The 13,202-nt window shown below is 32.7% G+C and carries 10 protein-coding genes; 2 read left to right on the forward strand and 8 right to left on the reverse strand.

All coding sequences use genetic code 11. The features are described from left to right. Positions 1-26 precede the first annotated feature (26 nt). From KLA_RS10670 to KLA_RS10680, 3 genes are all read right to left on the reverse strand, one after another. Positions 27-1,385 (reverse strand): OmpA family protein, encoded by a 1,359-nt coding sequence (locus KLA_RS10670; protein ID WP_034645757.1) that lies wholly within the window; start codon positions 1,383-1,385, stop codon positions 27-29. Positions 1,386-1,499: 114 nt separating this feature from the next. Further along, on the reverse strand, positions 1,500-2,693 hold the full coding sequence (gene kbl, locus KLA_RS10675; protein WP_034645759.1) for a glycine C-acetyltransferase: 1,194 nt from the start codon (positions 2,691-2,693) through the stop codon (positions 1,500-1,502). Positions 2,694-2,697: 4 nt separating this feature from the next. Then, positions 2,698-5,817, reverse strand: a complete 3,120-nt coding sequence (locus KLA_RS10680; protein WP_034645762.1) for a UvrD-helicase domain-containing protein — start codon at positions 5,815-5,817, stop codon at positions 2,698-2,700. 122 nt (positions 5,818-5,939) lie between these two features. Between KLA_RS10680 and KLA_RS10685 the strand changes: the two genes are divergently transcribed. After that, positions 5,940-6,548 (forward strand): superoxide dismutase, encoded by a 609-nt coding sequence (locus KLA_RS10685; protein WP_034645819.1) that lies wholly within the window; start codon positions 5,940-5,942, stop codon positions 6,546-6,548. A 406-nt stretch (positions 6,549-6,954) separates the two neighbouring features. On the opposite strand, the gene KLA_RS10690 is transcribed toward KLA_RS10685, so the two are convergent. The 5 genes from KLA_RS10690 to KLA_RS10710 form a co-directional block, all read right to left on the reverse strand. Further along, the gene (locus tag KLA_RS10690) at positions 6,955-7,851 is read right to left on the reverse strand and encodes a metalloprotease (RefSeq protein ID WP_034645764.1); all 897 of its coding nucleotides are present in this window, start codon (positions 7,849-7,851) and stop codon (positions 6,955-6,957) included. A 755-nt stretch (positions 7,852-8,606) separates the two neighbouring features. Beyond that, positions 8,607-10,505: an amidophosphoribosyltransferase gene (locus tag KLA_RS10695; protein WP_013620824.1), complete on the reverse strand. Its 1,899-nt coding sequence runs from the start codon at positions 10,503-10,505 to the stop codon at positions 8,607-8,609. Positions 10,506-10,553: 48 nt separating this feature from the next. Continuing rightward, a complete protein-coding gene (locus KLA_RS10700) occupies positions 10,554-11,480 on the reverse strand; it encodes a PfkB family carbohydrate kinase (protein ID WP_013620825.1) in 927 nt (308 codons plus the stop codon). Between the two features lie 86 nt (positions 11,481-11,566). Next, positions 11,567-12,199, reverse strand: coding sequence for a viroplasmin family protein (locus tag KLA_RS10705; protein WP_034645766.1), 633 nt, complete (start codon positions 12,197-12,199; stop codon positions 11,567-11,569). Continuing rightward, positions 12,199-12,765, reverse strand: coding sequence for a phosphoribosylglycinamide formyltransferase (locus KLA_RS10710; protein ID WP_034645769.1), 567 nt, complete (start codon positions 12,763-12,765; stop codon positions 12,199-12,201). The genes KLA_RS10705 and KLA_RS10710 overlap by 1 nt, the downstream gene beginning before the upstream one ends. A 162-nt stretch (positions 12,766-12,927) precedes the next feature. Between KLA_RS10710 and KLA_RS10715 the strand changes: the two genes are divergently transcribed. Beyond that, a complete protein-coding gene (locus KLA_RS10715; RefSeq protein ID WP_008269813.1) occupies positions 12,928-13,161 on the forward strand; it encodes an acyl carrier protein in 234 nt (77 codons plus the stop codon). Positions 13,162-13,202: the final 41 nt, after the last annotated feature.

Below are 13,202 nucleotides of genomic sequence, written 5' to 3' on the forward strand. Positions count from 1 at the left end.
TATAAAATTAGAGTTTTAAACTCTTATTATTTTACTAAGTTGATTTCAACTCTTCTGTTTTGCTTTCTACCAGCTCTAGTTTTGTTAGTAGCAATTGGCTTATCTTCACCGTAACCTACAGCAGATAATCTAAATTCTCCAATTCCTTTTTCTACTAAAAATTCTTTTACAGAAAGAGCTCTAGACTCAGATAACTTCTGGTTTAAAGTAGCAGAACCTACACTATCAGTATGACCTTCAACAGTAAACTTAGCGTTAGGGTACTCTTTTAAGATAGTAATGATATCTACCATAACAGCAGTAGACTCAGCTTTGATAGAAGATTTACCTGTATCAAATAAGATAGTTCTAGCGTAATCATTTAATTTTTTCTGAACTTCTTCAGTTACTTCAGGACAACCGTTGTTAGCAACAGTACCAGCAACCTCTGGACATTTATCATCCTTATCTAAAACACCATCTTTATCTTTATCTTCCCAAGGACATCCGTTGTTTGCAGCAGGACCAGCTTCAGAAGGACATTTGTCATCTTTATCAGCAACACCGTCACCATCAGCATCAGGACAACCGTTTAATGCAGCAGTACCTGCTTCATTAGGACAAGCATCATCTTTATCAGCAATACCATCACCGTCAGCATCAGGACAACCGTTCATTTCTTTAGATCCAGCTTCGTTAGGACAAGCATCTTTGCTGTCTTCGATACCATCACCATCAGCATCAGGACAACCGTTGAAAGCTTCTAAACCAGCAACTTCTGGACAAGCATCATCTTTGTCATAAACACCGTCACCATCTGTATCAGCACCACCAAATTTGATAGCAAGACCAGCTAAGTGTTGGAAATGTTTAACGCTGTAATCTTCAAATCCGTGCTTGTAACCAGTTTGTAATGTTAAACCTATGTTCTCAGAGAACCATACGTTAACACCAATACCACCATTTACAGTACCAGATCCAATTTCATCAACCCACGTGTAACCACCACCGATTTCAACGAAAGGATCAATTGTTGTATTTTTTAAGAATGCATATTTAATTGCACCATCTAAACCGTAGTAAGATAGATCATCAGCTGACCAGTCTCCTAAGTTTTCAATTCTATTTAAAGAACCTCTAACTCCTACAGAGAAACCATTACCTACAGATCTAGAAACTCCAATATAAGAGATAGAAGGAAGAATGTTCCAGTGATCAGTAGCGTTAAAGTACTCATCAAACAATTCTCCTGTAGGGTAAACGGCATCCTCATCATTAGTTGGCCACATATCAACTGCGTTTACACCAAAGCTAATCTGCCAAGGATTATTTTCGTCTTGCGCTTGTATGTTGTTTACCCCTACTAGTAGTAAGGCAACAAGCATTAATTTGCTAAGATTTTTCATGCTTTAAAATTTAAGTTTTAAGTGTTTGTAAGCTGCAAATGTAAGTTGTTAGGATTTATTAACAAAATCAAACAACCCTTTTTTTTAACACAATTAGTAAAAAAATTAACTTAATTAAATGATTCCAAGTTCTTTTCCAACCTCGGTGAAAGCTGCAATTGCTTGGTCTAAATGCTCTTTTTTATGCGCTGCAGATAACTGAACTCTTATTCTTGCTTTACCTTTTGGCACTACAGGAAAGAAAAATCCTATTACGTAAATACCTCTATCCAAAAGCATATCAGCCATTTTTTGAGAAAGCTTGGCATCATACAGCATTACTGGCACTATGGCAGAATCTCCGTCTATAATATCTAATCCAGCTGCTTTCATTCCTTTTTTAAAATATGCCGTATTTTCTGCCAACTTATCTCTTAAGGTGGTGTCTTTATCTAGCATATCAAAAACCTTAATAGATGCACCTACAATTGCAGGAGCTAAGGAATTAGAAAATAAATATGGTCTAGAGCGTTGTCTTAAAATTTCTATAATTTCTTTTTTACCCGTAGTATAGCCCCCCATTGCACCACCTAGTGCTTTTCCTAAAGTACCTGTAATAATATCTATACGGTCTAAAACTCCTTTTTCTTCTAGTGTTCCGCGACCTGTTTCTCCTATAAATCCGGCAGAATGGCATTCATCAATCATTACCAATGCATCATACTTATCTGCTAAATCACATATTTTATCTAATGGCGCCAATAAACCATCCATAGAGAAAACTCCATCTGTAACTATTATTTTAAATCTAGATCCGTCTTCATTAGCTTGTTTAAGTTGCTTTTCTAAATCTGCCATATCATTATTAGCATATCTATATCGCTTTGCTTTACATAAACGTACACCATCTATAATTGAAGCATGATTTAATGAATCTGATATTATAGCGTCTTCTGCAGTTAATAAAGGTTCAAAAACACCTCCATTAGCATCAAAAGCTGCTGCATATAATATGGTATCTTCTGTACCATAAAAATTAGCTACTTTTTGCTCTAACTCTTTATGTATATCTTGTGTACCACAAATAAAACGTACAGATGACATTCCAAAACCGTGTGTATCCATAGCATCTTTTGCTGCTTGCACAACATCTGGATGAGAAGACAACCCTAAATAGTTGTTTGCACAAAAATTTATAACTTCTTCTCCTGTAGATATTTTTATAACAGCATCTTGTGGAGACGTTATAATACGCTCTGTTTTGTATAGACCTGCTTCTTTTATTGCGTCTAGTTCTTCTTGTAAGTGTTCTTTAATTTTTCCGTACATAATTTTAAATTATAAATTCTGGAGTTATATTATCATTTATATATACTATTATCTTAGATACTACTTTATAATTCATAGTCTCTAGTGCATAAGCATAACTATTTACTTGTTGATGGTAACTATTATTTGGTGTACCTGTTTTGTAATCTATAACAGTTGACTCATTATTTGTGTTAATTACAACTCTATCTGGGCGCAAAAGTAATCCTTCTGCTGTAATTATATCCTTTTCATTCTTAACAATATTTCCTTCTTTATAATATTTAGCTAAATCTGGGTGTTCTATTATAGTAAGTACTTTTTGTTTTGTTACTGCTACATCTAAAGGAGTTAAATGTCCGTCTCTTATTACTATTGATATGGCCTTATCTACATCTTTTTTAGTTTTTACATAACTTAATAGCAGGTGTATTAAGTTTCCTTTTTCTAACGCTACGTCTCTGCCAGTTTCCCACAACATACCAGATTTGGTAAGTATTTTAAAACTAGGCCTATCTTTAGTAGAGTATTGATAATTTATGTGGTTTAACTTTTCTACTTTAGCAGTGCTTTCTTCTGCTATTTGCAAATTACCAAAGCTATAGGTTAATTGTGTGTCTGACCACAAGCCCAGTTGCTGCAAATATTTAATAAATAAACCAGAATATTTGTTAACACTAGGTTCTCCTTTAGTATTTAGCTCTTTTTTGCTTATTATATATAGTGCTTTTACTGCTCTGGTTAATGCCACATACAATACATTAAAGGCATCTAGCTCTTGTTTACTATGTTCGTCTAAAAATAGTTTTGCCGCTAAGTCTCCATATTGTTCCATTTCTTGCTTTTTGGTAACTAATACTTCTGAAAAACCATTAAACTGCTCTGGATCTACAGGCAGCCATATTTTTTCATCTTTACCATATATAAAGGAATTGGCAAACGGAAAAATTACAATAGGAAACTCTAACCCTTTAGATTTATGCACGGTCATTATTTGCACAGCATTAATATTGTCTGGTGCTTTTAATGATAATTTGTCTTTTTTCTTGTCCCAATAAGTTAAAAAGGTTTGGGCACTAACACCGTCTTTTTGTTCTACATCTAAAACCTCATCCATTAAACTAATAAGGTAAGCATCTGATGTTTCTGCTAGTTTAAATTGATGAATAGCCTTTTCAAAAGCATCAAAAACAGATAATTGTTTTAATTTATCTATTGCAAAACCATATTGCTGTAATAAAAACTCTTCTAAATTGTTTAAATGCTTTTGTATAAATTGGTGCGTATCTTCACCTTTCTCTGCCAAAAAATATAAAATTTCATAAGCTGTGTCTTTGTCTTTAGGCTGCGTACTATAAGTTAAAAGGTTTAATAAAAAACTTACTTTTTCACTACTCTTTAGCAACAGAGATTCTGATGATATTACAGGAATTTCTTTAGATGTTAAAAAATCTGCCAACACATAACTGTGGTTGTTAGAGCGTACTAAAATGCAAATATCTTTATAATTGTATTTTTTTTCTGATGTTAGCGCTGTTATTGTTTCTAAAACCGACTCACAGTACAAGTCGTTATCTTGCTCCTCTTTTTCATTAGGAATAAAAGACAACGTTACCAAACCACCCGTTTTTGTGTTTATTTCTTGCTTATTTCCAGACACATACAAATCTGCATAAGCAGTATTGTTTAGCAAGTTACTTGTAATGGTAAAAAAGTTATTGTTGAAATTAATAATTTCTGAATAACTCCTGTAGTTTCTTGGTAGTTCTGTGGTTTTTGGTTCTAAAACATAAGGCAATTCTTCTTTATTAGTTAACTTTATAAATTGTTCTGCCTTACCACCACGCCATCTGTAAATAGCCTGTTTGGCATCACCAACCAATAAAAGTGATCCTTTTTTACCATAATCATCTAAACTTTCTAGAGCATTACCTATTAATGGTATTAAGTTTTGCCACTGAAGCTCTGAGGTATCTTGAAACTCATCTACAAAATAGTGTCTGTATTTTTCACCAAGCCTCTCATAAATAAATGGTGCTGGCTGGTTTTTTATTTCTTTAGAAATTATTGCATTAAAAGATGCTAAAGTTAACTGATCTCTTTCTTTGCAAATAGCATTAATTTCTTTTTGTATTTCATTTAAAACAGTTAATGGCACAAGATTAGCGTACACATTTTTATACATTGCCCTTTGGTAAATGGTATTTTTTACACTGTTATAAATTTCTAACAACATAGGAGCTATGTGGTCTGGTGCATTTTTTACGGTAGCTTTAAATATTTTACCCTGTTCTAAATTTTCACCTAGTTTATTTTTATATAATTTAAGTAAACTAAACTCACCTTCTACTATTTTTTTAAAATGATTTGGCAATGTTTGCCTAGGGAAATCTGCAACATCTATACTTTCTGTTTGTATTAAAACATCTACAGTTTTTGCTTTTTGTATAGCTGCATCTTCTAAATTTTTAATGGTAGACGAAAGCGTTTTTTTAAGTTCTAAAAAATTGGTAATGCTTTTAGTTTTAAAACTTTTTAAGTGTTCTATGTTGTTTTCATTAAACAACATTTTACCCACTTTATTTAAATCAAAAGAAATATCCCAGCTTTTGTCATCATCAATTTTCTCAAAAGTAAATTCTAATAACGTGCTTGTTAAAAGCTTATCTGTACCAGCTTTTGCTAGCAATCTTTCTACAGCTTCAGACAACAACAATTCTACATCTAAAACAACCTCAAAATTCTGAGGTATTTTTAAATCCTTAGCAAAGGTTCTAATAAGCCTGTGTGTAAACTTATCTATGGTAGAAATATCAAAAAAAGCGTAATTGTGTAGTATACTTTTATGTACTTGTTTAGCTCTTTTTTGTAACTCTTCAATAGAAACATTTAGCTCTTTTGCAACATCTAAAAATAAGTCTGATGGCTTATTCTCTTCATCTACTTTACTAAAAGCATACAAATTATCTAAAATTCGCTGTTTCATTTCATTAACAGCCTTATTGGTAAATGTAATGGCTAATATTTGTCTGTAACTTTTTGCTGTTGCAGAAGATAAAATTATTTTAAGGTATTCCTTGGCCAAGGTATACGTTTTACCAGAACCTGCAGATGCACTGTATATTTTGTAAGGCGAAGTTTCCAACTAGTTTTTAGCTGCAAATTACATAATATTACAATGTTCTTAACAGAAACGTTATGGAAAATGCCTTAGAATATTGTAAATTTGAGCTACGACATTTTTTTAACTTAAAAATAGATATAATTATGGCTTTTGAATTACCAAAATTACCTTACGCATATGATGCGTTAGAACCACATATTGATGCAAGAACTATGGAGATTCACCATACTAAACATCACAACGGATACACAACTAAACTTAACGGTGCTATTGAAGGTACTGATTTAGCTGGGAAATCTATAGAAGATATCTTAACTAATTTAGATATGAGTAATGGTGCAGTACGTAACAACGGTGGTGGTTTTTACAATCACTCACTTTTTTGGGAAGTAATGTCTCCAAACGGTGGCGGAGAACCAACTGGCGAGTTAGCAACAGCTATTAATGATGCTTATGGTTCTTTTGATGCTTTTAAAGAAGCTTTTTCTACTGCAGCAGCAACTAGATTTGGTTCTGGTTGGGCTTGGTTATGTGTACATAAAGGTGGTAAAGTAGAGGTTTGTTCTTCTCCTAACCAAGATAACCCATTAATGCCTGGTGTTGGTTGTGGCGGTTTTCCTATTTTAGGATTAGACGTTTGGGAACATGCTTATTACTTAAATTACCAAAACAGAAGACCTGACTATATTGGTGGATTTTTTAATGTAATTAACTGGGAAAAAGTATCTGAACTTTACGCTAGTAACAAATAAAAAATTACACTTAAAAATACAAAAGCCACTCTAATTTTAGAGTGGCTTTTTTTATATAAAATTTCTACTTAATTCTATAAAATAGAAAAGGGCAGAGAAGTCTCTACCCTTTTCGTCCCAAATCTTACCATAAACTTAACCTACTTATGCTATGGCTCTGCTAAATTACTGGTATTGTGTCTAATAAAAAAAAAATCTGCAAAAAAATTAACACAATAACATAGAATATTGCAAATAATATCGATGAAATGCACCCTAATAGCTTGATTACAAGCAAACAAAAAGACGAAGTTTCCTTCGTCTTTTCTCCAAAAACCAACTAGAAATTCAACTCAAAAATCCCATAGTTTTGTTAAAATTTTAGCGCTAATTAAAAAATTATACTAAAGTAGGTGTTCATAAATTTTTAATCTAGATTAAAATACTCTTCATCAGACATTTCTCCGTTGCTAATTTTTTGCAATTCTTTTGCGTAAGAACGTATATACTTATCTAATTCTGCATTAAAATATTCAGATTTTTCTTGCTTGTAAGATCCATTTAAAACTCCGTTATAGTAGTAAAAAAAGTTGTAGTCAAAACTAGCCGCATTTAAATCATAAGCACCTAATAAAAACCCTAATCTTACTGCAGAGCGTCTTTGGTAACTACGCCCGTGGTGACCAGGACTGGTTGTGTTATTATCTCCAATAGAAGCTGCAAATTCATAAGCAGTAGCTATCTGAGAAAAACTAGTTTTGTTGTAGCCATTAGGTCTTCTTAAATAGTAACCTGCCATACCATCTGCCTCTAATTCTGCTGCTCTGGCAGTAGATTCATTTTTAGATGGGTAACCGTATGTAAATTGTAATTGATGAGCAAACTCATGTGCTAATATCATAACATTTGCTATTTGCCCTTGTGCCTTTGCAGCATTATAAATGGCTTCTCCGTAATAAATTTTACCACTACCATAAGATATAGCATTGTAAGTAGAGTTAGGGTTAGAGTTGTCTTTTACAAAACTAAGTGGCACAGCTGGTCTTCCCCATACTGCTGCAATTTTAGAGTTTTGTGTTTGCATAAAATTAGTCTCAGAAGACGTTCCTATAGAACTGCTTAAATATGCTGTACTACTCCAGTTACCGTCTACATAACCACATTCATGTAATTCGTTTTCAAAAGCTTCAGAAATTGCCAACTCTTGTGCTTCTGCAACTTCGGTTTGCTGTCCCAAAGAGTCTGTATCTTTAGAACAAGACTGTAAAACTGCTACAAAAGTTAACCCTAGTAGGTAGGTTCTTTTAAAATTTAAGTTTTTCATAATTAATATTGTATTGATTATTAGTTAACACAATATTAGTAAATATTTTCTTACTATTTATGAAATAAGTTAAAAAAATTAACAATACAAATATAATTATCGGATAACTAGGGTGTTAGAACTCAAATAAGGGTTTAAAAAATGAAAAAGACTAGTACTATGATAGTTACAGCTAAATAAAAATGAAGACTTTACAAATTTGGGTAAAAATAAAAAGGCGAAGTTTCCTTCGCCTTTTTCCCCAAATCTTACCATGAACTTAACCTACTTATGCTATGGTGATAACAAATGTATACTAATTATATAGTGCAATAAACAATATTAGTTAAACTAAAGAGTTTACTAGACTAAGTGTTTTTTATATATTTTTTTAAAAAGGAATTGAATTTCAGGAAAGTAGTAAAAAATAAAAAGGTAGAGTCTCCTCCACCTTTTTCCCCAAATCTTACCATGAACTTAACCTACTTATGCTATGGTACAGCAAAGATAACTTAAGTTTATATTTTGTTCCTAAAGTATCGGATTAACGCCCATTTCATCAGTCCAACTACATATTATCCGATGAATGGTATAGTATAAAAAATAAAAAGGCGGAGTTTCCTCCACCTTTTCCCCAAATTTTACCATGAACTTAACCTACTTATGCTATGGTAATCACAAAATTAGCTATGTAACTACCCTTTGGCTGCATAAAAAAGCTAAAACGCATATATTACCGACAAAATACACTATTTAATGCATTTCATCGATGCATTTTAATACGCTCGTTCACTTTTACCTTCATAAAAGTTAATAAATGCTCTGTTAACCACTCTGTTACCTCCTGGAGTAGGGTAATCTCCGGTAAAGTACCAATCTCCTAAATTTTTAGGACAAGCCTCATGTAAACTTTCTACAGTTTGATATATAATTTCTACCTCTGCTTTAATTTCTGATGAGCTAAGTAATTCTCCTATTTTTTTAGAAATTTGCTTTGCCGTAAAAGGCTTGTAAAACTCTTTCACATAGTTAACAACCTCTTTGTCTGGTCTGTTTACTTGTGTTAAACATTTCTCATAAATACCTTTTACAATATCCATAGAGTCATTTTCTTTATGTAGTGCTAAGGCAGCCCTAAAAGCAATAAAGTCTTCTAGTTTAGCCATATCAATACCATAACAATCTGGATATCTAATTTGTGGAGCAGATGAAACTACTACTATTTTCTTTGGTAATAACCTATCTAGTATTTTTAAAATACTCTTTTTTAGCGTTGTACCACGTACTATACTATCATCTATAATAACAAGGTTGTCTCCCTTTTTTACAGAACCGTAAGATATATCATATACATGCGCTACTAGATCATCTCTACTACTGTCTTGTGTAATAAATGTTCTAAGTTTAGCATCTTTAATGGCTACTTTTTCTATACGAGGTCTAACCTCTAGTATTTCGTGTAACTCCTCTGATGTAATTTTTCTTCCTATAGATAAAATTTGCTGTTCCTTTTTACGGTTTAAGTGGTTTTGCGCCTCTTTAACCATACCATAAAAAGAAGTTTCTGCTGTATTTGGTATGTATGAAAAAACAGTGTTTTTAATATCACCATCTATAGACTCTAATATTTGCGGAAAAAGTAACTTACCAAGCTCTTTACGCTCTTTATAAATTTCTTTATCACTACCTCTAGAAAAATAAATACGCTCAAAAGAACATGCTTTACGCTCTACTGGCTCTAGAATTTGTTTAATATTAGCTTTACCACTTTTCTTTACTATAAGAGCGTGTCCAGGTTCTAGTTCTTTTATTTCATCAAAAGGTACGTTAAATACTGTTTGTATTGCTGGTCTTTCCGATGCTACAACAACAACCTCATCATCTTTATAATAGTAAACGGGTCTAATACCTGCAGGATCTCTAAGCACAAAACTATCTCCATGACCTAATAAACCAGACATAGCATAACCACCATCCCAGTTTTTAGCTGCCTTTTTAAGAATTTTAGCAACGTTTAAACGCTCTGCTATAATTGGTGAAGCTTCTAATTTAGTAAACCCTTCCTTTTTTATTTGCTTGTAAAGTTTTGCTACAGCGTCATCTAAAAAATGACCTATTTTTTCCATAACAGTTACTGTATCTGCCATTTCTTTTGGGTGCTGACCAATTTGCACCAAATTGTCAAAAAGTTCATTAACATTGGTCATGTTAAAATTACCTGCCACAATTAGGTTTCTATGCATCCAATTATTTTGTCTTAAAAAAGGGTGCACACTCTCTATACTATTTTTACCAAAAGTACCGTAGCGTACGTGCCCTAGCAACACCTCTCCTATATAAGGAATGTGTTTTTTTTGTAAAGCTACATTGTCTACATACTCTGGGTTTTCTTGTAAAGCAGTGTTTATACGGTCATTTATCTGAGCAAAAATATCTTGTATTGGCTGACTTTGAGCAGAACGCACTCTACTCATATAACGCTCTCCTTGCTTCATATCTAATTTAATGCTGGCAAAACCTGCACCGTCTTGTCCACGGTTGTGTTGCTTTTCCATCATTAAGTACATTTTATTTACTCCGTAAAAAGCTGTACCGTACTTTTCTTTGTAATACTCTAAGGGCTTTAACAGCCTAATCATAGAAATTCCACATTCGTGTTTAATGGCGTCACTCATTTCTTATAAATTGATATTAAAAAAAGCCCATAAATGGGCTTGTAATTATTATTGTAATTCTATGTTAAACTGGGTTAATTCTGCAAACTGACGCAGCCTCTTGTCTACTTCTGTTTTTTCTAATTTCTCCATACGCTCTGTTCCAAAGCGTTCTACACAAAAAGAGGCCAAATTAGAACCGTGAATTATTGCGCTTTTTAAATTGTCAAAAGAAACGTTACCTGAAGCTGCTAAATAACCAGAGAAGCCACCTGCAAAAGTGTCTCCTGCACCTGTAGGGTCAAAAACCTCTTCTAACGGTAATGCTGGTGCAAAAAACACATTATCATCTTTAAACAATAATGCTCCGTGTTCTCCTTTTTTAATAACAACAAATTTTGGTCCCATTGTTTGTATTTTGGCAGCTGCCTTAACTAAAGAATATTCTCCTGTTAATTGTCTTGCCTCTTCATCATTAATTGTAATAACATCTATATGCTTAATTACGTTTAACAATTCATCTAATGCATTATCCATCCAAAAGTTCATTGTATCTAAAACAATAAGCTTTGGTTTTTTTGTCATTTGTTCAATAACACTCATTTGTACGCTAGGGTGTAGGTTTCCTAACATAACAACATCTGCTTCTTTATAACTTTCTGGAACTACTGGTTTAAAATCTGCCAATACGTTTAACTCTGTAGCTAAAGTATCTCTAGAGTTTAAATCGTTATGATATTTACCTTTCCAATAAAATGTTTTACCTCCTTTTACAATTTCTAAGGCAGATAAATCTACATTTTTACTCTTTAATAAGTCTAGGTGTTCTTGAGGGAAATCTTCACCAACAACAGATACTATTGCAGAGTTTACTTTAAATTGTGACGCAGCTAAAGCTATGTACGTTGCTGCACCACCAAGAATAACATCTGTTTTACCAAAAGGGGTTTCTATAGCATCAAAAGCTACTGTACCCACAATTAACAATTTGCTCATATAAGTTAATTTTGGTGCAAAGATACATTTTTGAAATAGCAATTCCGATTCATTAGAACATCAATTTATAAAAACAAGAAAAAGTACTATTTACGCCCAAAGTCTGCAGGAATTTCTCCCCAAGCTTTAGTTTCCCATTTTACAATTGTTGTAGTGTATGTATTTGTTTTTAACCAATCTTCTGCTCTACGTATTAACTCAAAAACATCTTCATTTTTTTTAGACTCCTTTAATTTACTATTGCACTTTTTTTTGCGTACCCAACTCATAGCTGTTCTAGAGTCTGTATAAATTATACGGTTACTATTATTTTTTTTAAGATATGCCAAGCCATGTACCAAAGCTAAAAACTCTCCTATATTATTAGTACCTTGTTTAAAAGGCCCTTGTTTAAAAAGCTCTTTGGCGGTTTGGGTGTCTACACCACGGTATTCCATAATACCTGGGTTGCCACTAGATGCTGCATCTACAGCAATAGAGTTGTAATTTGGTTGCCCTATTTTATCTAGCTCTGCTTTAGACAAGCTTGTAGTAATTTTTTTACCTCTATAATCATCATAACTACCATTAAAAGCTTTTTTTGCAGCTTCAAAAGTTGGAAAAGACTTATACTGGGCGCCTTTTTCTTTATTAATGGCAGCCTTGCAAGCAGCCCAAGAATCGTAAATTCCGGGTTTTTTACCTTTCCAAACTGTATAAAATTTTCCTTTTTTACCCATTATTTTGATAAAAGTTGATCTATTACCTTTGGAAAGTGCTCATACTCTAACATGTGTACCTTTTTTGCAATGTCATCTACAGAATCGTTACTATTAACTGCTGTTTCTGCCTGATAAATTATAGCTCCTTCATCATAATTTTCATTTACATAATGAATTGTTATGCCAGTTTTTGACTCGTTATTATTTTTTACTGCATTGTGCACATGCATGCCGTACATTCCTTTTCCTCCATAATTTGGCAGTAATGCAGGGTGTATATTTACAATCTTATTAGGGAAAGCATCAACAAACTTTTGGGGTATTTTTAGTAAAAAACCCGCCAAAATAATTAAATCTGGTTGCATACCCTTAATTATGTCTAATAAGCAGTCTGACTTAGAAAAAGCCTCTCTATTGAAGTATAAAGAACTTATATTCAACCTGTTACATCTATCTATGACTTTGGCATCTCTTTTGTTAGTAAGTACACAGGTAATAGTAACCAAAGGGTTGTCTTTAAAATAATTTGCTATGTTCTCTACATTAGAACCAGAACCAGAAGCAAGTAGAACAATACGTTTCATAGAGCGCCAAATAAGGTAATTATTGAATAAAAAATGAGGTGTAAAATTAACACTTCAATATTAAATTAAATTAAAAATTGACACATTTTAACGACAAATGGTGTATTTAAACCAAAGTTTTTTATTTTTGCCTTCAATTAAAATTATTAAAACAAAATTATTATGTCAGACATTGCATCAAGAGTAAAAGCTATAATCGTTGACAAATTAGGAGTTGATGAGAACGAAGTTGTTACAGAAGCGAGCTTTACTAACGACTTAGGAGCAGATTCTTTAGATACTGTTGAGTTAATTATGGAGTTCGAAAAAGAATTCGATATTCAGATTCCAGATGATCAAGCAGAAAACATTGCAACAGTTGGTCAAGCAATAAGTTATATAGAAGAAGCAAAGTAATTTATTATATCTTGAACAAGATTTAAAAAAATATCCATGTG

Origin of the sequence: Cellulophaga geojensis KL-A (genome assembly GCF_000568425.1) — a bacterium.
Classification (GTDB): Bacteria; Bacteroidota; Bacteroidia; order Flavobacteriales; family Flavobacteriaceae; genus Cellulophaga; species Cellulophaga lytica.